Source organism: Pseudomonas sp. GW456-E7, from assembly GCF_059424105.1.
In genome coordinates this window covers 1-26691 of record NZ_JBWKZB010000015.1, presented here as the reverse complement: position 1 = coordinate 26691, position 26691 = coordinate 1, and the positions used below count along the sequence as shown (strand labels likewise).

General features: G+C 60.0%; 26 protein-coding genes. 9 read left to right on the top strand and 17 right to left on the bottom strand.

Annotation, left to right across the window (positions count from 1 at the left end; translation table 11 throughout):
- Positions 1 to 46: 46 nt before the first annotated feature.
- The 8 genes from AC07YV_RS12180 to AC07YV_RS12145 all read right to left on the bottom strand — a co-directional run bounded on the left by AC07YV_RS12180 (position 47) and on the right by AC07YV_RS12145 (position 8220).
- Positions 47 to 1027, bottom strand: a complete 981-nt coding sequence (locus tag AC07YV_RS12180; protein WP_007979535.1) for a transketolase family protein — start codon at positions 1025 to 1027, stop codon at positions 47 to 49.
- A 3-nt stretch (positions 1028 to 1030) separates the two neighbouring features.
- Positions 1031 to 1915: a transketolase gene (locus AC07YV_RS12175; RefSeq protein ID WP_007979537.1), complete on the bottom strand. Its 885-nt coding sequence runs from the start codon at positions 1913 to 1915 to the stop codon at positions 1031 to 1033.
- 79 nt (positions 1916 to 1994) lie between these two features.
- The gene (locus AC07YV_RS12170; RefSeq protein ID WP_102699740.1) at positions 1995 to 3098 is read right to left on the bottom strand and encodes an LLM class flavin-dependent oxidoreductase; all 1104 of its coding nucleotides are present in this window, start codon (positions 3096 to 3098) and stop codon (positions 1995 to 1997) included.
- Between the two features lie 202 nt (positions 3099 to 3300).
- Positions 3301 to 4098, bottom strand: coding sequence for an SDR family NAD(P)-dependent oxidoreductase (locus AC07YV_RS12165; RefSeq protein WP_102699741.1), 798 nt, complete (start codon positions 4096 to 4098; stop codon positions 3301 to 3303).
- Positions 4099 to 4127: 29 nt separating this feature from the next.
- On the bottom strand, positions 4128 to 5627 hold the full coding sequence (locus tag AC07YV_RS12160) for a sugar ABC transporter ATP-binding protein (protein WP_102699742.1): 1500 nt from the start codon (positions 5625 to 5627) through the stop codon (positions 4128 to 4130).
- 23 nt (positions 5628 to 5650) lie between these two features.
- Entirely contained in the window at positions 5651 to 6601 is a 951-nt protein-coding gene (locus AC07YV_RS12155; RefSeq protein WP_102699743.1) for a sugar ABC transporter substrate-binding protein, read from the bottom strand.
- Between the two features lie 57 nt (positions 6602 to 6658).
- The gene (locus tag AC07YV_RS12150; RefSeq protein ID WP_007979549.1) at positions 6659 to 7645 is read right to left on the bottom strand and encodes an ABC transporter permease; all 987 of its coding nucleotides are present in this window, start codon (positions 7643 to 7645) and stop codon (positions 6659 to 6661) included.
- A gap of 59 nt (positions 7646 to 7704) precedes the next feature.
- Positions 7705 to 8220: a flavin reductase family protein gene (locus AC07YV_RS12145; protein WP_102699744.1), complete on the bottom strand. Its 516-nt coding sequence runs from the start codon at positions 8218 to 8220 to the stop codon at positions 7705 to 7707.
- A 290-nt stretch (positions 8221 to 8510) separates the two neighbouring features.
- Between AC07YV_RS12145 and AC07YV_RS12140 the strand changes: the two genes are divergently transcribed.
- Positions 8511 to 9437: a LysR family transcriptional regulator gene (locus AC07YV_RS12140; protein WP_173900805.1), complete on the top strand. Its 927-nt coding sequence runs from the start codon at positions 8511 to 8513 to the stop codon at positions 9435 to 9437.
- A gap of 162 nt (positions 9438 to 9599) precedes the next feature.
- On the opposite strand, the gene AC07YV_RS12135 is transcribed toward AC07YV_RS12140, so the two are convergent.
- Positions 9600 to 10514 carry a pirin family protein gene (locus AC07YV_RS12135; protein ID WP_102699745.1) on the bottom strand — a complete coding sequence of 305 codons (915 nt, stop codon included), beginning with the start codon at positions 10512 to 10514 and terminating at the stop codon, positions 9600 to 9602.
- Positions 10515 to 10636: 122 nt separating this feature from the next.
- On the opposite strand from AC07YV_RS12135, the gene AC07YV_RS12130 reads away from it, so the two are divergent.
- The 3 genes from AC07YV_RS12130 (at position 10637) to AC07YV_RS12120 (ending at position 13640) form a co-directional block, all read left to right on the top strand.
- Positions 10637 to 11548 (top strand): LysR family transcriptional regulator, encoded by a 912-nt coding sequence (locus tag AC07YV_RS12130; RefSeq protein ID WP_102699746.1) that lies wholly within the window; start codon positions 10637 to 10639, stop codon positions 11546 to 11548.
- A gap of 94 nt (positions 11549 to 11642) precedes the next feature.
- Positions 11643 to 12458, top strand: a complete 816-nt coding sequence (locus tag AC07YV_RS12125) for a helix-turn-helix transcriptional regulator (protein WP_102699747.1) — start codon at positions 11643 to 11645, stop codon at positions 12456 to 12458.
- A gap of 60 nt (positions 12459 to 12518) precedes the next feature.
- Positions 12519 to 13640, top strand: a complete 1122-nt coding sequence (locus AC07YV_RS12120; protein WP_494990296.1) for a threonine aldolase family protein — start codon at positions 12519 to 12521, stop codon at positions 13638 to 13640.
- Positions 13641 to 13719: 79 nt separating this feature from the next.
- Here AC07YV_RS12120 and AC07YV_RS12115 read toward each other — a convergent pair whose 3' ends face one another.
- The 4 genes from AC07YV_RS12115 to AC07YV_RS12100 form a co-directional block, all read right to left on the bottom strand.
- Positions 13720 to 13977, bottom strand: a complete 258-nt coding sequence (locus tag AC07YV_RS12115; protein ID WP_102699763.1) for an Atu4866 domain-containing protein — start codon at positions 13975 to 13977, stop codon at positions 13720 to 13722.
- 15 nt (positions 13978 to 13992) lie between these two features.
- Positions 13993 to 14730, bottom strand: coding sequence for an SDR family oxidoreductase (locus AC07YV_RS12110; protein WP_102699748.1), 738 nt, complete (start codon positions 14728 to 14730; stop codon positions 13993 to 13995).
- A 132-nt stretch (positions 14731 to 14862) separates the two neighbouring features.
- Complete coding sequence (locus AC07YV_RS12105; protein ID WP_102699749.1) at positions 14863 to 15786, bottom strand: NADP-dependent oxidoreductase; 924 nt, start codon at positions 15784 to 15786, stop codon at positions 14863 to 14865.
- Between the two features lie 75 nt (positions 15787 to 15861).
- The gene (locus AC07YV_RS12100; RefSeq protein WP_102699750.1) at positions 15862 to 16302 is read right to left on the bottom strand and encodes a DoxX family protein; all 441 of its coding nucleotides are present in this window, start codon (positions 16300 to 16302) and stop codon (positions 15862 to 15864) included.
- Between the two features lie 153 nt (positions 16303 to 16455).
- Here AC07YV_RS12100 and AC07YV_RS12095 point away from each other — a divergent pair, with 153 nt between their 5' ends.
- A complete protein-coding gene (locus tag AC07YV_RS12095) occupies positions 16456 to 17358 on the top strand; it encodes a helix-turn-helix domain-containing protein (protein WP_102699751.1) in 903 nt (300 codons plus the stop codon).
- A gap of 44 nt (positions 17359 to 17402) precedes the next feature.
- On the opposite strand, the gene AC07YV_RS12090 is transcribed toward AC07YV_RS12095, so the two are convergent.
- Entirely contained in the window at positions 17403 to 18167 is a 765-nt protein-coding gene (locus AC07YV_RS12090) for an SDR family NAD(P)-dependent oxidoreductase (RefSeq protein WP_102699752.1), read from the bottom strand.
- A gap of 246 nt (positions 18168 to 18413) precedes the next feature.
- Between AC07YV_RS12090 and AC07YV_RS12085 the strand changes: the two genes are divergently transcribed.
- Together AC07YV_RS12085 and AC07YV_RS12080 are read left to right on the top strand one after the other, a co-directional pair.
- Positions 18414 to 19331, top strand: coding sequence for a LysR family transcriptional regulator (locus AC07YV_RS12085; protein ID WP_102699753.1), 918 nt, complete (start codon positions 18414 to 18416; stop codon positions 19329 to 19331).
- Positions 19332 to 19605: 274 nt separating this feature from the next.
- Positions 19606 to 20499 carry a LysR family transcriptional regulator gene (locus AC07YV_RS12080; protein ID WP_102699754.1) on the top strand — a complete coding sequence of 298 codons (894 nt, stop codon included), beginning with the start codon at positions 19606 to 19608 and terminating at the stop codon, positions 20497 to 20499.
- On the opposite strand, the gene AC07YV_RS12075 is transcribed toward AC07YV_RS12080, so the two are convergent.
- The 3 genes from AC07YV_RS12075 to AC07YV_RS12065 all read right to left on the bottom strand — a co-directional run bounded on the left by AC07YV_RS12075 (position 20487) and on the right by AC07YV_RS12065 (position 23907).
- Positions 20487 to 21668 (bottom strand): (R)-mandelonitrile lyase, encoded by a 1182-nt coding sequence (locus tag AC07YV_RS12075; protein WP_102699755.1) that lies wholly within the window; start codon positions 21666 to 21668, stop codon positions 20487 to 20489. The genes AC07YV_RS12080 and AC07YV_RS12075 overlap by 13 nt on opposite strands.
- Before the next feature lie 18 nt (positions 21669 to 21686).
- A complete protein-coding gene (locus tag AC07YV_RS12070; protein ID WP_494990295.1) occupies positions 21687 to 22739 on the bottom strand; it encodes an alpha/beta hydrolase in 1053 nt (350 codons plus the stop codon).
- 64 nt (positions 22740 to 22803) lie between these two features.
- Positions 22804 to 23907 carry an alpha/beta hydrolase gene (locus tag AC07YV_RS12065; protein ID WP_102699757.1) on the bottom strand — a complete coding sequence of 368 codons (1104 nt, stop codon included), beginning with the start codon at positions 23905 to 23907 and terminating at the stop codon, positions 22804 to 22806.
- 204 nt (positions 23908 to 24111) lie between these two features.
- Here AC07YV_RS12065 and AC07YV_RS12060 point away from each other — a divergent pair, with 204 nt between their 5' ends.
- Positions 24112 to 24411, top strand: coding sequence for a hypothetical protein (locus AC07YV_RS12060; RefSeq protein WP_102699758.1), 300 nt, complete (start codon positions 24112 to 24114; stop codon positions 24409 to 24411).
- A 160-nt stretch (positions 24412 to 24571) separates the two neighbouring features.
- Complete coding sequence (locus AC07YV_RS12055) at positions 24572 to 26311, top strand: dipeptidase (RefSeq protein WP_102699759.1); 1740 nt, start codon at positions 24572 to 24574, stop codon at positions 26309 to 26311.
- Positions 26312 to 26691 lie beyond the last annotated feature (380 nt).

The window sequence follows — 26691 nt, the reverse complement described above, 5'->3', positions numbered from 1 at the left end:
CTGACACACCCCCGCGAGCAGGCTCGCTCCCACCCGATATCAAGGCTTAACCCAACACCTCCAGCGCCACGCTTTCGATGCCCGCCGCATCCAGCCGGTAATGCCGATAAAGGTGAGTCGGCGGCGCAATGAGGCTGTACTCGTCGTAAATCCCATGGCGTCGCACTTTGACGCCAATACCTTCTTCGGCGATGACTTCACACACGGCGCCACCCAGACCGCCAATGATGTTGTGTTCTTCAACGGTAAGAATGGACCGGCTGTTGCGCGCAGCCGTCAGTACCGCTTCACGGTCCAATGGCTTGATGGTGGTCATATCGATCACGCCAACCGAACGCCCGGCAGCATTCAAGGCTCGCGCCGCTTCAAGGGCGGGGTGAACCGTGGAGCCGGTCGCGATGATGGTCAGTTCATCGCCCGTCAGGTGCACGGTTGCCTTGCCAAAGACAAAGTCCGGAACGGTTTCATACACCACCGGATCACGCCCGCGCTGGATGCGGAAGTAGATCGGTTGCGGGTAGTTGGCCGAAGCCAGGATCGCCGCCTTGAGCTGATTGCCATCGGCAGGCGCAACCACCGTGATATCGGCAATCGAACGCATGATCGCCAGGTCCTCGGTGGCGTGGTGCGAGGTGCCGTAGAAGCCCAGGGAAATCCCGGCATGGTGGCCGATCAGGCGCACCGGCAAGGCTGAGTACGCGACGTCCATACGGATCTGCTCGCAGCACAGCAATGGCAGGAAAGACGCAAAGGTCGCTACGAACGGCTTCATGCCTACTGCGGCCATCCCGGCCGCGGCAGATACCATGTTCTGTTCGGAAATACCGAACTGCACGAATTTCTCTGGATGCAGTTCGGCAAATTTAGAGAGGCCGTTGGAGTACTGAAGGTCCGCGGTACCGGCAACGATCGGCTCGCCCCGTTCGACCAGTTCGATCAGGGCATCCGACAAGGCATTCAAGCTCGGTGTCTGGCTGTTCAGTTCCCGGTACTGCCAGGAGTTGTTCGACAGAGGTGCGGTATTCATGAGTTAGATCACCTTGCTTTTGATTTCGTCGATAGCACGTTGCGCATCTTCGGGATCGAGATACCCCAGGTGCCAACCTGGCTCGGTTTCCATGTAGGAAACCCCTTTGCCTTTGACCGTATTGGCGATGACGCACACCGGCTGCGTGCGCGTCGTGTCGGCTTTGAGGCGTCGCAACAGGCTGGTGACTGCAGCGAGATCATGGCCATCCACCACGTGGGTTTCCCAACCGAAAGCAATCCACTTGTCCGCCAACGGTTCGATACCGATGACGTCATCGACATTACCGTCGAGCTGATAGCCATTGCGGTCGATGATCGCCACCAGGTTTGCAGTCTTATGGTGGGCCGCCGACAGTGCCGCCTCCCACACTTGCCCTTCCTGCATTTCCCCGTCGCCGAGCATCACGTAAGTGGTGAACGACTTGCCCAGCATCCGCCCTGCCAGGGCCATGCCCAGGCCGCCGGACAGGGCATGACCGATGGAACCGGAGGAGAAATCCACACCGGGGACTTTTCGCATATCAGGGTGGTCGCCCAGGGGATTTCCAAGGCGCGTGTAGTTGTCGAGGATTTCTTTGGCGAAGAAGCCCCACTCCACCAACACTGGAAACAACCCGACGGCCGCATGCCCCTTACCCATCATGAAACGGTCACGGTCGGGCCATTTTGGCTCGGCGAACCGCAGGTCCATCACGTCGTAATACAACGCGGCGAACAACTCGGCGGCGGAGAACACTGAGGTGTAGTGGCCGACCTTGGCGATCTCGATCAGCCGGATGGTTTCCAGGCGAATGAACTGGGCTTTCTCCCGCAGTCGAGACAATTCGTTCTCGGTCAGTTCAAAAGCGTGATCCGCGCTTTCGCGGAAATTCGTCAAATCAGTCATATGTCGTGTCCAGGCGCAATACCAGAGTTTCGGCCGCATCCGCGACGCGGCCGCACATAAGCCCAGCGCAATCGGGCGATTACTGCGCTTTCAAGCGTGGCGTCATGTAGTCGTTGAGGCGCGGCATGACCTGCTGCGCGGTCAGCTGCATCGAGCGCCGCCACAGCGCTTCGTCGTCCCACTCGTGGAAGGTGGTCATCAAGGTACCGAACGGCCCGGTCTGCTCACTGAACGCGACCAGTTGCTCGGTGACGGAATTGACGTCGCCGTAAATCACCATTTCCTTGATGCAGTGGTCGACCGTCACTTCCTCGTCGGTCATGTCGGGGCGGGTCTTGAAGATCTTGGTGTAATGGTTGGTGGCCAGGTTATCGATCATGTAGTCGAAGTAGCGCCGCAGCGTGCAGCTCTCTTGCGCCAGATAGTCTTCGGCCTGGGCCTGGGAGTCGGCAACGAACACCGAACGGGCCACTCGCCAATTATTGGCATCGGCCTTGATCCCGGCACTTTCCGCGCCCTGACAGTAAGCCAGCCAATGGGAAGCCACCGTTGCCGTCGGGTTGAAGTTGGCGGACATCAGGTCCCAATCCCTGGCGCCCGCAAGTTTTGCGGTACCGGAAAACGGACTCATGGCCGTGGTTGCCACCCGAGGAAACGGCTTCTGGAAAGGCGTCGGCATGTAGCCGATCTCCAGTTCGTGGTGCACCGATTCCTTGAGGCTGACCTGGTAGTGCTGCGAGGAAAAATCATAGGGCGCCCCCGAGTTCCAGATCGCACGGATCATCTCGTAGCACTCCACCATCATCTGCCCACGGTCCTTGCCGTTGCTGCCGTACACCTCGAAGTCGGAAGCCAGCCCACCCGGGCCGATGCCCATGATGAAACGCCCCTTGGACATGTGGTCGAACATCGCGGCATCGGCGGCGATTCGCGCCGGGAAATGGTGCGGAAGATTCAGCACACCGGTGCACAGTTTCATGCGTTGGGTGAGCGGAATCAGGGTGGACAGAAATTGCAGCGCATTGGTAATCGGCTCGGTGCGCTGTGACGTATGTTCACCGACCCAAAGCTCATCAAAACCGACGCTGTCGGCATGGACGGCACACGCGATGTCCTGATCGTACATCTCGTGATAGTCCCAGCCCTTGTGATGAAGCGGCTGCATGAACATGGCGAGTTTCATGTCGTTCTCCTGCTGTTTTCAGTGACCGGTGCACTGCGAAACTGTTTTCGCTGCACACCGTTTTGATGACGAGCGCTCGTTTCGCAGGCGTGCCAGTGCCGGCGCTGCAAGTCGCAACGTTCAAGGAATGGGTTAAATATCCGGGGCAATTTACGCGTCACTTCAGCGCGTACAACTCACCCTCAAATGCTTTATTTGTGCTTCAACTTCCGTGCAGCAACCAGCCGCCGTCCACCAGCAAATCGATGCCCGTCACATAGGACGACAGCGGCGAAACCAGGAACAGCACGGCATCGGCGATCTCCCAGGGCTCGGCCGCCCGACCCAGGGCGATGTTGCCCAGCACGTTGTTCTGCCGGTGCTGTTCGAGCAGTTCCGGCTCCAGGTTGCCCGGCGTCGCGGTCAAGCCTGGCGAGATCGAATTGACCCGAATGTTGAAGGCACTCAAGTCCTTCGCCAGGCTTCGGGTCATGGCCAGTACCGCGCCCTTGGAAGCGTCATAGGTGCAGTGATTGGCCATGGGTCGGTGACCGCAAATCGACGACAGATTGACGATCGCCCCGGCGCTTTTCTGCCGGCGCATTTGTCGTTGTGCGGCCTGAGCGCCCAGAAACACCGCTCGCGTATTGATTGCGTGGACTGCGTCCCAGAAACCCGCATCGATGTCATCAACCGCCTGGAGCGGGTAGACGCCAGCGTTATTGACCCAGATATCCAGGCCACCGAAACGTTCGATCGCGGTGTCCGCCAACCCTTGAATGTCACTCGGACGACTGACATCGGTGGCGTGAAAGTCCACGGCGAAACCGGCCTCGATCAGTTCGCCGCTGCGCTCCGGCGCCAGACTGCCGATCAGTACATTGGCCCCTGCTTCGGCCAGGCGCCGACTGATGGCGAAGCCGATGCCGTTGCTGCCTCCGGTGACGACGGCGGTTTTTCCGGACAAATCCAGCAGTTCGGCAAAGGGCCGATACGGCAGTGCCTGGTACGGGTTCGACATGTTTGATCCTCCTCGATTAATGCCCGTCATCAAGCGGTGGCCAGGGTCATGATGCTGTCGGGGGCAATCTGCGGCCGATGCAGAATGCCCTGGGAACAGCCGCGCGCCATGACCATGACCCGATGGGACAGACCGATGACTTCGTCCAGGTCAGAACTGACGACAATCACTGACACCCCGGTTTTAGCCAGATTGATGATCAGCTCGTAAATCGCCGCGCGTGCGCCCATGTCGATGCCTCGGGTCGGCTCATCGAGGATGATGACTTTTGGATTGCGCGCGATCCATTTGGCGATCACCACTTTCTGCTGGTTGCCGCCGGACAACTTGTCGAGCATCTGCCCCGCCACGCCCTTGATCCCCAGCGCCGCAATGCGTTCACGAGCGAATGCCGCTACCCGGTGATTGGCCATGACGCCGCACGAGCTGAGACTATCCAGATTGCAGTAGGCCAGGTTCTCGGCAATCGTCTGGCTCAGCACTACGCCTTCGGATTTGCGGTCCTCCGGGATCAGCACGACACCGGCATGGATCGCCGCCAGCACGTTATTGGCTGGCAGCGTCCGATCCCCCAGCATCACCCTGCCCTGGCTCAACGCACTCAACCCGGCGATCGCCTGAACCAGCTCCGTTCGACCGGCGCCGACGATACCGGCAATGCCGAAAATCTCCCCGGCCTTCACTGAAAATGACACATCGTGAAAGCGCCCCGCCTTGTCCGACAGATGCTCGACGCTCAATACCGGCGCATCCCCTGGGGTCGGCAATTCCGGAAACAAACGGTCGATCGGGCGCCCCACCATCTGCGACACCAGGACGCCGACATCGGCCGCTCCGCTGTCGTGACGAGCGATCAGGTGACCATCGCGCATGACCACGACCTTGTCGGCGATCCGCGCGATCTCATCCATGCGATGACTGATGTAGATGAAGGAAACGCCCGCCTTCTTCAGTTCCTCGATCTGTTTGAACAGCAGGTCGGTTTCGTCCTTGCCCAGGGCTGCGGTCGGCTCGTCGAGAATCAACAGGCGCGAGTTGAGCGTCAGGGCCCGGGCGATTTCCACCAGCTGCTGGGCGGCGATTTTCAGTTGCCGCACCGGTGTATCCGGCGAGATATCCAGACCCAGGCGCCGCAGTTGCGTCTCTGTTTCACGGAACATCTTCTTACGGTCGATGATGCCGTCGCGGGTCGGCAGATGACCGAGGAAAACGTTCTCCGCCACGCTCAGGTCAGGCAGCAGGTGGACTTCCTGATGGATCATGTTGATCCCCAGCGCCATCGCAGCCCCCGGTCCACTCGGCGCATAGGGTTCACCGGCCAGGAACATCGTGCCTTTGGACGGCGTCAGTGCGCCGGCGACGATGGAGGAAAAGGTCGATTTACCCGCGCCGTTTTCCCCCAGCAATGCCACCACTTCTCCATAGCCGATATCGAGGCTGATATCTTCCAGCACCCTGACCGAGTTGAATGACTTGCCGATGTTGCTTGCACGGAACAACGGCGCCTGGGTGGTATTGATCGCACTCATGACTTGCCCTCCCTTCACCGGTCTCAAGGATGCTGCTCAAGGAAGGTTGCTGCGTTTTCCCGGGTGGTGACGAAGGCCGGCAACAGCTGAGTCTTGGTCACCGGTTTGCCTTGCTGTAGATCGACCGCGGTACGCAACGCGGTACGACCCATTTCCACGGCTTGTTGCGTGATGGTCATGTCCAGTTTTCCATCGCGAATCGCTTCCAGGGCAGATGGCAAACCGTCATAACCGAACACCCAGACCTTGTGATCGATGTTGGCCACCTTTACCGCCTGAGCCGCACCGAGCGCCGGCGCATCGGAACGTCCGATGAACACGTTGATCTTCGGGTTCTTTTGCAGCATGTCCTGGGCGACCTTGAAGCCGTTGTCCTGCAGCCAGTCAGTCGGTTTGCGGTCGATGATCTTCATCTCCGGGGCCTCGGACAGCACCGCATCCAGGCCTTTGGCCCGAGCGACTTCAGTGGAATCGCCAAGAGTCCCTTGCAGCAGGCCGATTTCAGCCTTGCCGCCCGTCAACTTGATCATTTGCCGGGCCAGTTCGCCCGCCGCGGCCAGGTTGTCGGTAGAGATGTAGGCATCGCATTCGACGTTTTTCGGAAAGTTGTCAATGCAGATCACCGGCACCCCCTGCTGTCGCGCCAGGCGCACAGGCACGGCCGAAGCAGCGCTACCGGTGGCGGTGTAGAGCAGCACATCGATGCCTTTGCTCAACATGTCCTGAATCTGACTGACCTGGCGCGCGGGATCGGCCTGTGCATCGGCCACCAACACACTCTTGATGCCGAGGGTCTTGGCTTGCTCCATAACACCGTCTCGAACCATCAGGTAGAACACCCATTGCAGGCTCGGGATCGACATCCCCACGGTGATTTCGTCCGTAGGTTTGCTTTGTGCGTAAGCACCGGCCGACATCAGGCAGCCCAGCAATGGCAACCACAGAAAACGAAGCGAAAAAGCAGACAGGTTCATGTTTTTTACCTTTTTATTGTGCGTGGAACGATGCGGGTGTTGGCCAATGACCCGGGATCAGTCGGCCTTGCGCTTGAGCAAGTCGAGCATCACCGCGAAAGCGATCACCGCGCCGATGACCACTTGCTGGACGAAGGGAGAAATGCCGGCCAGGTTCAGGCCGTTGCGCAAAACGCCGATGATCAATACGCCGATGATCGTGCCGACCACACTCCCCGCACCGCCCTTGAGGCTGCCACCGCCGATCACCACGGCAGCGATCACATCCAGTTCGTAGCCGACACCCGCGCCAGCACCGGCGGTGTCCAGACGGGACGTCATGATGATGCCGCCCAGGGCCGCACAGATGCCGGAGATGATGTACACCGCGCTGGTGTAACCCTTGACCCGGATCCCGGCGAGCTTGGCGACCTTGCTGCTACCGCCGATGGCATACAGGCTGCGACCGGGCACCGTGAACTTGAGAACGAACCAGAACACCAGCGCCAGCACCACGAAACAACTCACGGTGAGCGACAGCACGCCGCCATAGCGAATAACCGAGAGATTGCTGAACCACTCCGGGAATCCGCTGACTTGCGCGCCGTCCGTGACCATATAGGCCAGGCCACGCGCTATGGACATCATCGCCAGCGTCGCAATGAATGATGGAAGGCCAGCCCGAACCACCAGCAAGGCTGTGGTCGACCCACACGCTGCACCAACGGCTATCGCTCCGAGCATGGCCGCCCACATCGGCAGGCCGAGAACCTGTTCGAGCCAGCTCATGACCATGATCGCTACCGCCAGCACTGCACCCACCGACAGATCGATGCCACCGATGAGAATCACCAGCGTCATGCCCAGCGCCATGATGCCCAGCACCGTCACTTGATCCAGCACATTGAGCAGGTTGCTCAAAGTCAGAAAACTATCGGTAAAGAAGGTTAATACTGCACATAACAATAAAAGCCCGACCATCGGACCCGCCACACTGTTTTCCAGACCGACCCACTTTGGAACCGACCCGGGCAGTCTTGTTTTTGCCAACAACTGATTATTCATACCCACATCCACTTCTTATGTAATTGTTATAAGATCGAGCAGTACGCGCCAACCACGAATTAACGACCCAACTCCCTGTAACGCCCCTCCATATAAAGAAGTGGCTCGTCCAGTGGCTGCGTGATGACATAAATGACGTTACCGATAATCACCGTGTGCGTGCCGTGTTCAATCTCCTGTACCACTTCGCAAAAGATCGCCGCCTGGGCGTCGGCCAAGTAACGAATACCGTGAACACCCGTGCGCCAATCACCCTCGACAAAACGTCGTTCGCGCAGATCGGGCTGGCTGAATATTTTGCAGATCGGTTCGTGCTGACTTTGCAGCATGTTCACGCAGAACAGCCCGGAACGCTTGATGATCGGTGAAGCGCTTGCGCTGCGATTGACACAGATCAGGGCCGACGCAGGGTCCATCGACACCGAGGAAAAGGCAGTTGCAGCCAGGCCGTGGGGCTGGCCATCGTCATCAAGTGTGGTGATCAGGGTTATAGAAGAGGCAAAGCGGCCCATTGCCAATTTGAACTGACCGGCCAGGTCTATCGAAGGGGCGGCCTCTTGATATTGAACGCGCATAGCATAAACCCTCTTTTTTATTGTGACTCACAGGCACTGGCTAGCATTATTAACAATCAATCGGACTTTTCTATTCGATTTTAGGAAATTGACTCTTCACCAAAGCTGAAAGATGAACCAAACAACAAACACATTTGAATTCGTTTCACAGACACCCTCAAACCCCTACTCCAAAGCGCTTGCGCACTTATTCACCTTATCCGTCGACTCTTTGATTAGATGGTTTTTACTGAATAATTGGCTGATACTTTGACAGCAATAAAAGGCAACTTTCACGAGGCGAAATCCCCATGGTCGATCGATTGCAGGACATGCGGCTGTTTCGCCTTGTCGTTCAGACAGGTTCACTTTCAACGGCGGGTCGGCAAATGGGCCTGTCGCCAGCGGCCATGAGTGGTCGACTAAAGGCGATGGAGGACTTCTATGGATTGCGCTTGCTCAAGCGCAACACCCGAAGCTTGAGCCCTACCGCCGAAGGGCAGTTGCTGTTTGAAAATGCCCAGAGAATTCTCGAGGAGGTCGACACCCTCGACAGCATCATCAAAAACGGCCACAGCGATTTGCTGGGTACTATCGGCCTGACGTGCCCTACCGATCTGGGTCGGCAGTGGATCAGTCAACTGGTCGATAGCTTCATCAGCGAAAATCCCCATATCCGCATTCGCCTTTTTCTCACTGACCGCGTACTGGACTTTGTCGAGTCCGGCTCGGACATTGCGATCAGGTTCGGCGACCTTCCGGACAGCACACTTATCGCGCGCTCCCTCGGTGTGGACCGGCATATAGTTTGCTGTTCTCCGCAGTATCTTGAGCGGCACGGCGCACCGCTCAGCCCTGAAGACCTGCAGCATCACAACTGCCTGGTACACCTGAGTGCAGATTTCACACTTGATCGATGGAAGTTCATGGACAAAGGCGTGCCGACCACCATTCAGGTCAAGGGCAATCGGCTGGCCAATGACGGTTTCACCTTGCGCCAATGGGGCGTTCAAGGCTTGGGGATCATCTGGAAGTCAGTCTGGGAGGTGGCGGACGACATACAAGCCAAACGGTTGGTCCCGCTGCTTGAAGACTATCAATGCCCCAGCACCGGGTTTCACCTACTGACCGAGGGTGGAAAAAAGCTGCCGTTACGGGTCAAGACCTTCGTCGATTTTGCCGTGCAGTACTTCAAGAAACTCGACACGCCGTCCCGATACAGCCTGCCCTCCCCATGACAAGGCCGGCTCAAAATATCGGCCTTGATCTGACGAACAGAGCACTGTTGTAGCCACCGTTGGAGTCCACAGGCGTGAGGCTTCGCGACACAGCGAAAGCCCCCCCGTTCCATCTCAAAATCCTTCGACCGGCACCCCTTCGGTCAGACCAGGACATCCGGGTTATTTGAAAACCGGCACGCTGCCTGAGCCGTCGGGCTTTTTCAGATACTCACGCAACCGGGCGCCAATCTCGGCGATTTTCGCCTCCCCCGCCCGCAAGGCTTGCGGGTTGGTATGCACCGAGTAGTTGCCCAGTGCCAGTTCATGGGGATGGGGTAACGCCGAGCCGATCACGAAGACCGTATCCTTGTGCATGGCGTTGAGCGTGACGGCACCGCTACCTGGCTCGAAGATCACCATTTCTCCCGCCATGACCACCCCGGGTACGCCAAGGGATCCGCGGCTGACGCTCAACCACAACGACTCATGACCTTCGGGCGGCACATAGCGCCAGAATTCCCCGGCACGCAGCGTGACCAGCAGATAATTGATGCCGGCGGGAGCGCGGACCGGACTCTGAACGCCCTGATAGGTGCCGAGAATCACCCGCGCCGGCCCCACTTCGGGCATCGCGCCCGACTCCAGGTACTGGCTGTCGACACTGGCGTTTTCCAACGCCGGCGGCAGTGCCACCCACAATTGAAAGCCCTGGATCCGCTTCGATGTACCCATCGACATTTCCTTGCCGTGCCAGACCCCGCCTCCGGCCCGCATCCACTCGACACCGCCGTAGTCGATCATGCCCTTGCCCGAATCCGCATCCTCGAAGCGCAGGTTGCCTTCGGTAATGACGGTGACAGTGGCGATGCCCGAGTGCGGGTGCATGGGCATGCCATTGATGAACGAGCTCTCACCTTCGAACAGGTCAAGGAACACAAAGGGCTTGACCAGGTGGCCGAGATCACCCGGGCTCATCAACCGGACGATCGCGCCATGCCCGCTGCCTGTGGTGCGGTAGCTGATTGCCCGATAAGTGTCGGTTTCACGCGCAGTGCCCGGAGCAACCGCGTTGTAAGGCTGTGGCTGAACGTTCATCAGGATCACTCTAAGCAGGAGGCCTCGCAGCCCGATACCCCAGACAATAGAGCGAGGCCGATTACTTGATTAGCCGGTACAATTGGATTTCACTCGTCCACCCATGTCAGGAATGACCGGCCATGCTCGACCTCAATGACATCGCGATGTTTGTCCAGGTGGTCCGCTGCGGCAGCTTTGCCGAGGCGGCGCGCCGGCTGGGCATGCCGCCCAATACCCTGAGTCGCCGCATCCAGCAGCTCGAAGCGCACCTCAGCACACGGCTGCTGCAACGCTCCACCCGCAAGCTCACGCTCACCAGTGCCGGCCAAGGCTTTCACGAGCGTTGCGTGGGAGCGGTCGACGGTCTGCTCGAAGCGGGACAAGCGTTGATGACCGGCAGCAACGAGCCCAGCGGTCTGGTGCGGGTGGCGGCTCCCGCCGACTTTTTCGACTTTTTCCAGATGGAATGGGTGAGCGGGTTTCTGGCCGAGCACCCGCGCGTGCGGCTCGATTTCGTGCTCAGCGACGCGAAGGCCGACCTGATCGCAGAACAGATCGACGTCGCCTTTCGCGGCGGCCCCTTGCGCGATTCCGGTTTTGTCGGCCGCCAGATCCTGGACCCGCGCAGCGTCGGCATGGTGGCCAGTCCGGCCTACATCGCGGCGCGTGGCGCCCCCCGCACCTTGCAGGATCTGGCGGACCACGACTGTGTGATCTCCGCGCAGCCGGGCGGTCACGCCACCTGGCGCCTGGTCGGTCCCGATGGCGAGGAAGAAGTGCAGGTTGCCGGGCGCTTCAGCGGCAACACCGCACAGGCATTGCGCAAGGCCGCCGTGGCCGGGCTCGGCATCGCGCTGCTGCCGCCCGTGATGGCCAGGCTGGAGGTAGAGACCGGCGCGCTGATCCCGGTACTGCCGCAATACCAACCCAAAGGCTATGGCCTGAACGTGCTGTATCCGAGCCGCCGGCAGCTGCCGCTGGCGGTATCGGCATTCATCGGGCTGGTGATCCGGAAGATGAATACGGCAGACGCACCGCAGGAGCCTCGGTAACCACCCCCGTTACTGGCACCCCATGGACCCAAACCGCGTGAGCACCTAGACTTTGTGCGCCCCTGCCCTCCTCGCCGATTGTTGAACGGGTCCCATGACTGAGCATGCCAAGTACCATCACGTGTCCGAAGTGCCAGGCCTGGTCTTGGGTTCCGCACGCTTTGCGGATGTCGGTTTCGATCGCCATTACCACCTCGATTTCCACATTGGCTTTGTCACCGAAGGCATCCAGCGTCATCGTTCGAAAGGCGAGTCGTTTCTTTTAGGGCCGGGCCGTATTGCCCTGATGCCGCCGGGTGAAATTCACGATGGTGCGTCTGAAGGCGGCGGCGCCTATACGCTAAAGACGTTCCGCCTGTCGCAGGCACTGATCGCGGGCATGACCGAGGAGATCAGCGGTCAACCGAGAGAGCTTGAGTTGAGCAGTGTGTTGCTGGAAGACCCGCGGCTTGTCGGCAACCTGCGCGGGCTGCACGAAGCGATGCAGCAGGACGTTGGCCCCGGCAGTCTCGCGCTGCAGACACAATGGATCACCCTGTTTGAACGCCTGTTGCGCCAGTCACGGGCAATCACGCCCGAAAGCATTCCCGGATCGCTCTCAGCCCTGCAATGGTCCCGCGTCAGGGACTATTGTTTCAGTCACATCGATCAGCGCATCACGCTCGATGATCTTGCCGGACTGTGCGGTCTGGGCCGATTCCCGTTCCTCAAGCAGTTCAAGCGGACCATCGGCATGACGCCGCACGCATGGCTGCTTCGGCTGCGTCTGGAACGGGCGTGTGGCCTGCTATCGCGCAGCGGGCAACCGATCGTCGATGTCGCCCACGCCGTCGGCTTTTACGATCAGAGCCATTTCAACCGCGCCTTTCGCCAGGCATTCGGCGTCGCACCCTCGCGCTACAGGACTTAGGGCGTCGCATCAGGCGAGCGTCAATTTTTTACAAGCGCGACAACCGTCCCTCTCCCTAGGATGCGCCAATCCAGGCGAAACACCTTCGCCTGCGCAGCCGAGAATTCGATGATGAACGGTGAAACAAACAGACCGCCCGCCCTGGGTTTTTCAAGTGACAACATCGCCGGCGCATCGCCGGAGGTGGCACACGCCCTCGTGAAACACTGCACGGGCCAGGCGGGTCCCTATGGCACCGACGAGTTGACGGCGCGGGTCCAGCGCAAGTTCAGCGAGATCTTCGAGCGCGACGTAGAGGTCCTTCTCGTGCCCACCGGCACCGCCGCCAACGGCCTGTGCCTGAGCGCGATGACGCCACCCTGGGGCAATATCTATTGCCACCCCGCCAGTCACATCAACAACGACGAATGTGGTGCGCCGGAGTTCTTCTCCAACGGCGCGAAGCTGATGACCATCGACGGCCCGTCGGCCAAGCTGGACATCACCCGACTGCGTGAGCGCACCCGCGAAAAACTGGGTGACGTGCACACGACCCAGCCCGCTTGCGTCAGCATCACCCAGGCCACCGAAGTCGGCAGCCTCTACACCCTGGACGACATCGCGGCTATCGGTGAGGTCTGCAAGTCGGCTTCCCTCGGGTTCCATATGGATGGGTCCCGTTTCGCCAACGCCCTGGTGTCCCTAGGATGCTCGGCGGCAGAGATGACCTGGAAGGCCGGCGTGGATGCCCTGTCGTTTGGCGCCACCAAGAATGGCGTGCTGGCGGCGGAAGCCGTCGTCCTGTTCAACACCTCGCTCGCAACGGAGATGAGGTACCGCCGCAAGCGTGCAGGTCACCTCTTCTCCAAAATGCGTTTTCTTTCGGCGCAGATCGATGCGTACCTGACCGATGATCTCTGGCTGCACAATGCCCGCAAGGCCAACGCTGCCGCCCAGCGCCTGGCGCAGGGGCTTGCCGGGCTGAGCGGCGTTGAAGTGCTGGGCGGCACCGAGGCGAATATCCTGTTCTGTCGGCTGGACTTTGCCGTGATCGATGCACTGCTGAAGGCCGGGTTCGTCTTCTACCATGATCGCTGGGGCCCCAACATCGTGCGTTTTGTCACCTCGTTCGCCACCACTGCCGAGGATGTCGATCACCTGTTGAGCCATGTGAGGCGAGTGGTGAGGTCGGTACACGCATAACGGGCGCAATGCGCGATGACGGATGGCGGCGGTGCTCACGCCATGTCGAATGAGCACCCGCCACTGCGGCGTCAGGCGTCTACATCTGGCGATAAAGAATCATGCCCGCGTGATACAGGATCCCGTCGCGGAACTCCCCGTCAGCCGTGAAGCCGGTGTCATCGACGTACTCGATGTGGTCACCCTCCAGCCAATACTGGCCCTGATAGGCACTCGTCTTGCGGCCCCGGGCTTCATCGTACCGGCCACCCGGCAACAGCTCATGGCGGATGAGCCCGTCTGCCGTGACCCACAGACCAACGTACTTAGCCTGATCAGCGGATTTTTTCATCGTCATCTTCAAGTCCTTCATTCAGAACGCACTGGCGGTCGGGCGGACAATCAGTTCGCTGACGTCCACATCGGCAGGCTGTTCAATGGCGTAAGCGATCGCACGAGCAACCGCCATGGCAGGGATGGCGATCTTGCGGAACTCGCGCATCTCGGCCCGCCCGCCTTCATCGGAAATGCTCTCGGCCAATTCGGACTCGGTAACCCCAGGGGAAATCACGGTGACACGGATGTCCCCACCGACCTCCTGGCGCAACCCTTCCGAGATGGCGCGCACGGCAAACTTGGTCGCGCAGTAGACCGCCGCCGTCGGGCTGACGGTGTAGGCACCGATCGAGGCGATATTGATGAACTGGCCTGATTGCTGTTTTTGCATCAGCGGCAAACCGGCCGCGATACCGTGCAAGACCCCGCGAATATTGACGTCAATCATCCGGTCCCACTCGGAGACTTTCAGCGCCTCGAGTTTCGACAGCGGCATCACCCCGGCATTGTTGACGATCACATCGACCCGGCCATGCAAATTCAACGCAAAGTCCACAAACCCTTGCATGTCGTCTCGGCGGGTGACATCCAATGCCTGAAAGTGAGCGACTCCACCGCTCGCGTTGATCTCGCCACAGAGTGCTTCGAGGCGCTCGGTACGACGCGCCCCGAGTACGACATGCGCCCCCTTGCTGGCCAACAGGCGCGCTGTCGCCTCGCCTATGCCACTGCTCGCGCCCGTGATCAGAACGACTTTTTTCGAGATATCCGACATGACCTAATCCCTCACTTGAGTGTCTGGTGACGCGAGAGCGGTGTCTCGCTGCCAGTCCAGATTAGGGATAACGGCGGTCGGCCAGTTAGTCAGATCCTTCTGACAACTTGCCTGATCCTGTCGGGGAACCCTTTACTTCGTGGCGTCGAGGACAAGCCTGCCCTGTAAATGCCGGCCCATGCTTTTTTCGATCGCCACTTTCGCCTCACTCAACGGGAATGCCTCGACGTCGACCCTGAGATGTCCCTTGTCGAACAGTTCGGCAATCAGCGAAAGCTGCCGGCCATCGGAGCGAGTGGCAAAGTTGGCGGGGGTCACACCGTAGTCGTTGGCCAGTGACATGTTCGGCAGGCTCACGGGCGATACCAGCACGCCGTGTTTTTTCAGCACCGCAAATGAACGGGTCTGTGTGTCGCCGCCCACCAGGTCCAGTACCACATCGACACCGGACACCAGCTCTTCGAATGCCTGGGTCCTGTAGTCGATGGTGTAATCAGCGCCGAGGTCTTTAAGGTAAGCGTGATTGTGCGCGGAGGCCGTTGCGTAGACTTCGGCGCCCAGGTACTTGGCCATCTGCACCGCCATGCTGCCCACGCCACCGGCCGCGGCGTGGATCAATACTTTCTGCCGACGTTGCACACCCGCGTGTTCGGTCAGGGCCTGCCACGCCGTCAGGGCCGTGGCGGGGACAGCGCTGGCCTGCAAGGCACTGAGCGATTTGGGCTTTAGCGCCAGTTTTGCAACCTGGGCGACGGCTTTGGTCGCATAACCTCCGACGATGTTGATGAAACCAAACACTTCATCGCCAAGGCTGAATTCAGTGACGCCCTGCCCCAGCGCGATCACGGTACCGGCCACTTCAACCCCCGGGGTAAAGGGCAGCGGCAAAGGGATGAACGCTTTCATGGCACCGGAGAGGATCTTCCAGTCAATCGGGTTCACCCCGGCTCCGGCGACATCGATCAGCACTTCACCGACGCCGGCCACCGGGTCGGCAATGTCTTCCAGACGTAAAACTTCAGGGCTGCCGTATTCGTATACGCGTATGGCTTTCATGGAGGTCTCGACTATCGAAAAAGAAGGGAGAAGAACATTGCGCTGCGAGGGGCTGGCCTTCGCAGCGCGGGGGTATCAACGACGGCGGGCGTCGAGGCTGAAACGACCGGCACCAAAGGCCACGACCTGCAGCAGGCCACCGGCCATGGCGATGTTCTTGAAGAAGTGAATGAACTGGTTTTGATCGCCCAGGGCGTTATGGAAGGCCAGTGCGGTAAACACGCTGAACACGGCCAGTACGGCGGCAACGGTGCGGGTGCGGTAACCGGCGATCAGTGCCAGGCCACCACCGATTTCAACGATGATCGCCAGCGCCAGCGCCAATTGCGGAAGGGGAAGACCCACAGAACCGATGTAGCCGACCATCATGGCCGGAGCGGCCAGTTTCGAAAAACCGGAGAGGATGAAGATTGCGCTGAGCAGTACGCGGCCGATCAACGAGGCCGAGGCTTGGGTGACGTCGGAGCGGCTCTGTTCAGCGGTGGCGGAATGAGCGATGTTTGCGGAAGTCGTCATGAGGCATTTCCTTCAATGGGGTGCGATTCGACATGAACCGCCCTGTTGAGGAAATGTTGCTCTTGGACAGCTCATCTGAATAGACGACTAATTTAGATCATTAGATTCGATAAAATAGACAAGCCAATCACCCCATCGAAAGGGAGCTCAATCGTGCAAACTGCTGAGCGAACGTCTGCAACAGGCCTGGAGGCCCACATTCGCGGTCAGCGCCTGGCCGCCTCCGACGAGGTTTTTTCCAACGATGTGCTGGTGCAGATCTTTACCCGCGAGCGGATCGAGCAAAGCGTTATCGTTCCCGCCGTGGCTGAGCCGCTGATTGTCTGGGTACTTTCCGGGAGCGCCACCATTGAGGAACGGGAGGCAGGCGAAGCGTGGCGGGCGAGTGAAGTGACACAAGGGGATTTTTTCCTGACCACCAGCGCCATGCCCTACGAAATGCGCTGGCAAGTGACCAGTGCGGAGCCCTTTGTGGTGATGCACATTTACCTCGGCCTGCCCCTGCTGGAACGAGCGATCCAGGAAACCGGCAAACAGGTCACGGGTTCGATTTGTCTGCGTGAAATATCCGGGGGGCGTGACGAGACGTTATCGTTGTTGTTCGAACAGTTCAGAGTCGAACTGCAATCCCGGGGAGAAACCAGCCCGCTGCTGATGCAAGGCATCGCCCAGTGCATCGCCGTGCACCTGGCGCGCCACTATCTGGATGCGCAAGCCGATAACATCGTTCAGCGCAATGCCCTGCCGGCCTTCAAGCTCAAGCGTGCGGTGACTGCGATGGAGGCGTCGCTGGGTGAGACGTTTTGCCTGGGGGATCTGGCCGACGCAGCCGGGATGAGCGAGTACCACTTCAGCCGCCTGTTCAAACGCGCCACGGGCCTTTCACCCTCGCGCTACTTCATCAGGCTGAGAATGACCAAGGCCAGGCAACTGCTGATTGAAACCGACATGAGCATCATCGATGCGGGACTTGAGGTCGGGTACAGCAGCGCCAGCCATTTTTCCCAGGCATTCAAACGGGAGGTCGGCGTCCCGCCCAGTCATTACCGCAAATGAAAACGCGGCACGGTGCTCGCCGTACCGCAAATGCAACCGGCCAATCAACTGCCCACGGGAATGCTCATGCCGCCATCGGCCATGACAACCGAGCCGACAATGAAACTGGCGCGCTCGGAGGCCAGGAACGCCACGATCTCGGCGATTTCATCGGGCGAAGCCGCACGACCGATCGGTGCCGACTTGCCGTGCTCTTGCAGGAAGCCCGGGCCATCTTCCATGAAGTGATTGAGCAGATTGGTGACCACGTCGCCCACGCCAATCGCGTTGACCCGAATACCGTGCTCTATCGCTTCCAGGGCCTGGGTCCGGGTCAGTTGCGCCAGTGCCCCTTTCGATGCGGTGTAGGCTGCGATGCCCGGGAACGCGAAGTAAGAGGCATAGGATGCAATGTTGACGATGGCGCCTGACTTTTGCTTCATCATTTCTTTCGCCGCCTCACGGGAATGGAGGAACGCGCCCGTCACGTTGGTCTCCATCTGCCAGCTCCAGTCCTCGCGTGTCATCTCGACCAGAGGCTTGTAGATGATCCGTCCCGCGTTGTTGACCAGCACATCGAGCTTGCCGAAGTGCTGAACGGCCAGGGCAACCGCTTTTTCCGCCGAGCCATCGACCGTGATGTCGGCCACTAATGGCACCAGGCCCGGACGCTCGAGAGCGTTCACTTCAGGGTTGATGTCTTCGGCAATGACCTTGGCGCCACGGGCATGGAACAGCTCGGCGATGGCACGGCCGATACCACTGGCGGCGCCCGTCACAATCACGACTTTGCCGGCGATTTCGTTGGGGGTAGGCATAAAATCAGTCATTTCGTTTCTCCTTTCCAGAGAGCAGCTGAACCATTCCAGCCGCTGCGCATACGCCGTATGCGGGTGTCGCTTTCGACGACTCAACTGTCGCCGATCACGGTTCGCCACTCTTTAGGAGCCTTGTTCAACCTGTCGCGGTTTTGCGCTTATCTGCCTGGTGTTTCATTTTTTCAGCACACCGGGCAGATGCATGACGCGATAAGTTGTACCGGGATAATATTGGCCATTACGTTCGAGGAAACAGGCATGATCTCTGACCCCGGAACACCGACACTGGACCAGCTGCGCGTGTTCCTGACGGTCGTGGAAGTCGGCAGTTTTGCCGCAGCGGCCAGAAAACTGCACCGGGCCACCTCGGTCATCAGTTACTCGATCGCCAACCTGGAAATGCAGCTCGGCGTGTCGCTGTTTGACCGTCAGACCACCCGCAAACCCCAGCTCACCGATGCCGGCCGCACCGTGCTGGCCGAAGCCAGGACCATCGCCAACGGTATTCATGGATTGCGCGCCAAAGTGAAGGGCCTGCTCCAGGGGCTCGAAGCCGAGGTTCACGTGGTACTCGATGTGATGCTTCCGCCCGATCGCGTGGTGGACGCACTCAAATCCTTTCGCGAAGCATTCCCGACCGTTGCCCTGCACTTGCATATGGAAGCGCTCGGCGCCGTCACTGAGCTGGTGATCAACCGTGGCGCGATCATCGGCGTCAGTGGGCCCATGAATGAAGGCATCGACGGTATCGAAAGAATGGGCGTCGGCAGTGTCGAGTTGATTCCGGTGGCCGCCCCGAATCATCCACTGGCATCGAGCGACTCGAATGTTCCGGGCGCCGGGCGAGAGTTCACGCAACTGGTGCTGTCCGACCGTTCGGTGCTGACCAAGGACAAGGATTTCGCCGTACTCAGTAACCGCACCTGGCGGCTGGCGGACCTGGGCGCCAAGCACATGCTGCTGCGTGAAGGCATCGGCTGGGGCAACATGCCGGCCCCGATGGTCCAGGAAGATCTGCAGAGCGGTCGGCTCGTGCAACTGAACATTCCGGAATACAAAAGCGGCCAATATGCCTTCGACGTCATCTACCGCACGGATGTGCCACCGGGGCCGGCGGCGCGATGGTTGATTGAACGTTTCGTTCAACAAGGCTCGGCGCAGGTGGCATCGGCTTGAGGATGGAACTTGTCGATTTTCTGGAAATCCCGGGGGAACAGAGATTACGAAATATCTGTAGGAGCTGCCGAAGGCTGCGATCTTTTGATCTTGCTTTTGCGATCTGGAGATTGCCGAAGATCAAGATCAAAAGATCGCAGCCTTCGGCAGCTCCTACAGTTTCCCGGAATTACGTGATGAACCACTTTTTGACCAGACCGTGAACATCCCAGGGCAACCCCATTACCCACTTCAGATGGCATAATCGCAACCGGTTCATAACAGGTGCGTATCAATGACCGTCGAAAGCTACGACCAACTGGCGATCTTCTCGGCCGTGGCGCAGGAGCGCAGTTTTACCCGTGCCGCCGCCAGGCTGGGTATGTCGCAGCCGGCCTTGAGCCGCGCCATGCGCCAGCTGGAGGATCGACTGGGTGTCCGGTTGCTATCTCGCACCACACGCAGCGTTTCGCCGACTGAAGCCGGCGAGCATCTGCTGCGGGTGATCGCCCCCAGGTTCGAAGAGATCGACAACGAACTGGCCCTGCTCAGTGCATTCCGCGACAAGCCGGCGGGCAAGTTGCGGATCACGGCCGGCGAGCATGCAGCGATCACGGTTCTGCACCCCGTACTGGCCAGATTGCTGCCGGACTATCCTGACCTCAACATCGAAATCATCGTCGACTACGGCTTTACCGACATAGTGGCCGAAGGCTTCGACGCTGGCGTACGGTTGGGTGAGCAGGTCGCCAAGGACATGATCGCCATGCGCATCGGCCCCGACATGCGCATGGTGGTGGTCGGCTCCCCCGCGTATTTCACCCGATATTCAAAGCCCGTCGTCCCGATCGATCTGATGCAGCACAATTGCATCACCTTGCGCATGCCGACTCACGGTGGGCTGTATTCGTGGGAGTTCGAGAAAAATGGCCAGTCAGTGAACGTCCGCGTCGAGGGCCAACTGGTGTTCAACAACATTGCCATGCGCCTGCAGGCTGCCCTGCAGGGGTTGGGCCTGGCCTACATGCCGGAAGACCTGGTGCAGGAGCATGTCGCGCAGGGCCGGTTGATCCGCGTGCTCACGGACTGGTGCGAGCCGTTCTCCGGCTACCACCTCTATTACCCGAGCCGGCGGCAGAGCTCGCCGGCCTTTACCCTGCTGCGCGAAGCCTTGCGCTATCCGGGCTGATTGGCCTGATTGGCCTGGGTGACGTCCAGCGCCTCGGCGGCCCGCTTGGCTGCTTCGGCATCCCCCTGATCGGCCAGTAGCCGGGTCAACTGACGCAATTGCCCGACAGTCAGGCCAACCCGCAGGCTGGCGGCCATGTGCGAGCGCAGTTGTGACTCTACGCCCGGCGTGGCGGCCAGCGCCGCGACGGTCGCCAGCTCCCGACTTTGCCAGTCAAGGTTGTCGCGCTCGAAAATGTCACCGAACAGATGCGTTTGCAGGTACTGATTGATGACAGGGACGAAGTCGAACAGCGGCCCCTGGACAGGCGCCCCGGCAATGCGCGTCTGGTTGGCCTTGCCAACCGCCAGCAACTCATCGCCGACGGGAATGACGCGACCGGACTCGCGCCCCGCCACATCCTCGATGCCCCGCTGTTTACGTGCTTCGACCACTTTCATCAACTCGCCAAGGGCATTGAGGCTGCGCGGGAAACCGCTGTAGGCGTAGAGCTGCACCAGTATTTCCTTGGCCTCGCTGACCGTCAGCCCTGCATCAAGCCCCTGGTTCAAGGCCGCATTGAGTCGGGGAATATTGCTCGTGGCCATGGCGGCGGCAATCAACGGGATGGCCTGCTGCCTTTCGGACAATGTCTCGGAAACGGGTTGCGTAGCAGGCGAGGATTGCGGCGCAACGGAACGTTGGGCGCTGTACTGGGCATCGGTGACCTTCTCCAGCCATTGCACGCTTTGGCCCTCTACCGATCCGGTCACAGCCAGGTGCGTCATGCGGCTCGTCGCAGCGGCACCATGCCAGTGCTTGACGCCCGGCGGGCAGACAATCACATCCCCCGGATGGATTTCCTGCACGGGCTTGCCCCACTCTTGCGTCAGGCCGACACCGGAGGTCACCACCAATCGCTGGCCGGCAGGATGGGTGTGCCAGGCCGAACGCGCGCCCGGCTCGAAGGTGACGTAGGCACCGGATGCATTGTTCTCGCCCGTGGCAGGAAACAACGGATCGACGCGCACCTGCCCGGTGAAATAATCTGCCGGGCCGGCGACCGAAGCCTGGCTGCCTGCCCGACTGATCTGCTGGGCGGCCCTGGGCTCACTGACACTGTCGGCCCCTGCTGCGCCGGCAAAAGGCGCCGCGGCGCACACCGCGATGCCAAAAAGCGTGTTTTTCATGATGAAGGATCCCTCGAGTCAGAGTGTTCTGGCGTAGAACGCGTTCAACTGGCCAATGGCGACGTCCACATACTCAGGCACCCAATAGGTTTCGATATGGGTCGCGCCATCGATCGTGAACAGTTTCTTGTCACCGGTTCCAGTGGCCTTGGCGAACGCCTGCTCCGACATGTACAGGCTGTCGGCCTTGCTGCCGGCGATCATCAGCAAGGGTTGGTCGATCAGCTCGATCTGGTCCGTGGCATCGAAGCTCATCAGGTCCAGCAGGCTGCTCTGGGTGTAGCGGAAGGTCGAGTTCGGATGGGCGTGGGTCTTGCCGTAATACTCAAAACCCTGCCGATACAGATCGAACGGCAGCCTGGCGATCTGCTCATCGGTCAGCCTGGCGTCGCCAACGTAGAGCACCTCCCCGCCCGCCGCTTCCTGCGCGCGGGCGGCCGAAGCCTGTCGCAAGCGCTCCTGAATCGTCGACAGTTGCGAGTCCCGGTAACCATTGCGACGTACCAGCCCGGAGTTGAACATGCTCAAGGTCGCGATCGACTGGAAGCGTTTGTCGGTTTGCGCCGCCTTCAACGAATACCCCCCGCCGCCGCAGATACCGAGCAAACCCAGTCGCGCGCTGTCGACACCGGGATAGCGGGCGATGAAGTCCGCCATGCCATGGATGTCCTCGATGCGGTACGCGGGCTTGTCGATGTTGCGCGGCTCGCCACCGCTGGCCCCCTGATACGCCGCATCTGCCGTGATCGTGATGTAGCCCTGATCGGCCAGGCGCTGGGCATACAGGCCGGCGACCTGCTCCTTCACCCCGCCATTGGGATGCGCCACGACGACGGCCGGGTATTTCTTCGTCGCGTCATAATTGGCCGGGGTGTAGACGTTGGCGGCGATGTCCAGGCCGTTGAGTCTGTAGGTGACCGGATGGATGTTGACCTTGCCTGGTTCGTTCTTCACCAGCGCGCCTGCGTAGGTCAAGGTGTAGGGATTCTGTCTGTAGTCCGCCGCCTCGGCGTCAACGCCGGACATGCCGATCATGGCGGCCATGAGTGTGGCCTTCAGCGTGGTTCGCATCTTGTGAATACTCCTGACAATTCCAGTTTCCAAGGGTGTGCGGCAACGATTGCCCTGCTCGGCATCAATCGAGTTTTTTCTCGGCGAGAAACTGCGAAACCAGGTCCGCGATCTCGACGTTGTTCAGGTCCGAAAACGGGAAGTGGCTGTTGCCCCTGATGCCGATCTCCGGCAGGTGAATGAGCCGCACGTCGCCGCCATGGCGGTTCACGGTGTCTCGCCACAGTCGCGCCATCTCGAGCCGGGCACGCCAGCTGTCCTGTGCCGGTAAACGAACCGGCTTGTCGGGGATGTTGTCGCCGTAGATGATCAGGATGGGGATATGCGTCAGCGCTTCGAACTGCGCCTTCGATACGACCTGCGCCGAGAGCGTGTCGAACGCGCTGGGAATCGGCGCCGGCACCTCGCCTTCGGGAAACACAAAGCTGCTACCCGGCTCGAACGCGACGATGCCCCGCACCTGTTGGCTCTTGATCGCGGTCATCCAACCGGGTCCACCGCCCTGAGAGTGGGTGAACAGGATGGCGGGCCCGGTCTTGTCCAACAGCGCGGATACGCCATCGGAGGCGACTTCAATGTCATAAGGGCCGGTGTTGGGTGTCATCGAACGGAAGAATTGCTCCAACGCCTGCGGCCCACGGGGGAACTGACTGCCCTCGAAGGTTTCAGGCCACAGTCCGATGCGGAACTGGTTGAACCACAGTTGCTCGTCCGGCACTGGCTTGATCGTCGTTTCCACCAGGCTGCGCCCCGCATCGCCACGGCGCGGTTGGTCAATCAGGTAGGTGGAGAACCCGCGCCGCAGGAAGATGTTCTGGAAGCCTTCGCGGCCATCGGCCGTGGTTTCCCAGGACTTCGCCGATTGCCCCGCGCCATGCCACATGACGATGGGCAAGGGGTGCGCATCGACCGGTACCTGATAGAACGCATACACATGGTCGCCATGGTAGGTCTGGCCGTCAGGCATCATGGGTTTGTAAGGATCAAAGCGACCCGGCTGGGTGATCAGTCCCCCGCCGGCAATCAGGCTGCCTTGATCCTTGATGATCAGTGGGCTGTCCTCACTGCGCTCGGCAGCCTCCACCAGCGCCCCGCCAGTCAGGGTGAGACAGAGCGTGCCCGCCCTGACGGCGGCATGTGCGTACTTGCGGATGGAATCCCGGGTCATGAGTGGCTCTCGATGTGTAATCGCAGAGAGGCAAACTACCGCCCAGGCATTAATTAATGAATAGATCCAATCGGATAGCAGTAATACCAAAAACACATAATTCTATTGATTGAGGCAGGTCCAGCCGAAGGTGGAGGATGCCCTGAAAGAGGCCTAATCTGAATAGACACGACCTTGATCGCCTCTTGATACAGGGGAAACGCAATGACGGGACAGACTGCACGCCAAGGCTCGTCATGGATCCTGCTTTCCCTGCTCGCGGCCAATCTGGTGCTGACAGGCGGATGCTCAGGCAAGACCAACACGGCTCGCTATTCAGCCTCTAGCACCGGCTCAGCCTGCTATGCAAAAGCCCTCCCCACTGTCGGCGAAGGTGGCCTCGCCTGGGGCGACACGCTGAACATGGCTCGCCAGAAATCCCTGAGTAACTGCATCCGCTATGCCGGCCGATCGGGCGGCACGCCGAATACCTGCCAGGTGGTGTTGGCGGAATGTAAACACTGATAGAGCGGTTTTGCGTTTCTGCGTCGCTTTTGCATTTCTGTGCGACAGATCCCACTTCAGGGGCTCCCGTTTCACACGCGCATGGTGTTAGTTTTGAAATGTTTCTGATCAGACGATCAGATATTTCTTACAACCCGCCTGCAAAGGAATGCCCCCAGCAATGGATTTTTCACTCAAGCACCTGGCTGCGACCACCCTCATGCTCGCCAGCCTTTCGTCGTTCACCGGCGCAGCCCACGCCAACATCACACCGCAACAGAGCGCGATCATCCTCAAGACGTTCAATGATGCTTCGGTCAAGGATTTCCGCCAGTTCCTGCAAACCCTGGCCAAGAGCGATGTCGCCAAAACCGACGACCTCGGCCCGGCCATCAGTGCCTTCCTCGGCAACAAGACGCTGTCCGCTGAGCAGCAGAACGAAATCCATCGTTTGCTGGGTCTTTATGCCCGGGTGAAGTACGGCAGCGCGGCCACCGAAACCCTGAAGGAGCTGGTGGCCATTCCGACCGTGCGCGTGGACGGCGTTGACCAGCACGACAACCCCGAATTCCTCAAGATTGCCGAGAAGATCAAGGGCCTCGCCCAGGCGTTCAACCTGAACTTTCGCAACATCGACAACCGCGTCTACGAGATCTCCCTCGAAGGCAAGGGCGATGAAGTCGTGGGCATTCACGCCCATGCCGATGTGGTGCCGGTGACGCCGGAGAACTGGGTGCTGCAGGACGGCACTCGCCTCGATCCGTTCAAGGTCACCCTGGTCGGCGATCGCATGTACGGCCGCGGCACCGAAGATGACAAGAACGGCATCGTGGTGGCGCTCTACGCCATGAAGATCATCAAGGAGGAGCAACTGCCGCTGGCGCGCAACTTCAAGCTGCTGGTCGACACCACCGAAGAAACCACCGGTGACGCCATCCCCTACTACTTCGAGCGCAACCCGACGCCCAACTACAACCTGGCGCTGGATGGCGGCTACCCGGTGGTGATCGCCGAGAAAGGCTACGGCACCGTCATGGCCAGCTTCGCCAAGCGTGCTGGTGAGGGCAAAGGTGCAGAAATCATTTCGATGACTGGCGGCCTGGCCACCAACCAGATTCCATCGACATCGGTCGCGACCCTGGTGACCGACAAGCCCGCCGAACTGGCTGCCAGCCTGCAAAAGGCCGGCACTGAGTACGCCAAGCAAAATGGCGGCAACTTCGAAGTGGCTGCCAAGGTCGACGGCAAGGACGTCAAACTGACGGTCACCGGCGTTTCCGCCCACTCCTCCGAGCCCGAGTCCGGCGTCAACCCGGTGGCCAGGATGCTCGACTTCATCAACAGCCTCGACGGCAAGGTCGCGCTCAAGCACAACCAGATCACCGACGCCGCCCGCTACGCCGCCGACAACTGGGGGCTGGACTACCTGGGTGGCAAGCTGGGGGTCGGTTTTGCCGATGCGTTCATGGGCCCGCTGACCACTTCCCTGACCTATGTCGGAATGGATGACAAAGCCTTCAAACTCGCCGTCAACCTACGCGTGCCGAAGGGCAAGACACCAGAAGCGCTGAAGTCCGAAATCGCCGCAAAGCTGGACGCCTGGAGCAAGAAGACCGGGATCGCACCGACCTTCGACCTGTCGATTGCCGAACCGATGTATCGCAACCCCGAGGGCGAATGGGTCAAGGCCTTGCTCGCAGTGGCCAGCGAAAACCTCGGCATGGAACACAAGTTCGGCACCTCCGCCGGCGCCACGTCCGTGCACGAATTGCCCAACGGCGTGCAATTCGGCCTGGCCATGCCGGACGTCAAGTACACCGGTCACAACGACAACGAGTTCAAGACGACCGAGCAGTTCCTGCTGGACTTGCAGATCGTGACCGAGATGATGGGCCGCATCGGGCAATTGCCGACGCTTTGATCGGTTCTTTCCCTGGTTTGAACTCGGCCGCGGTCCCCTGTAGGAGCTGGCTTGCCAGCGATGGTTGTCAACGATTACGCGTGTTAACCGGATAACCGCGGCGCACTGGAGTCCATCGCCAGCAGGCTGGCTCCTACAGTTTCAGCGTGGGCACGGTCCCCTGTGGGAGCTGGCTTGCCTGCGATGGTCGTTAACGATAACGCGGGTGAGCTGGATAAACGCGGCGCATCTGAGTCCATCGCCAGCAGGCTGGCTCCTACAGTCTCAGCGTAGGCACGGTCCCCTGTGGGAGCTGGCTTGCCAGCGATGGTCGTTAACGATAACGCGGGTGAGCTGGATAAACGCGGCGCATCTGAGTCCATCGCCAGCAGGCTGGCTCC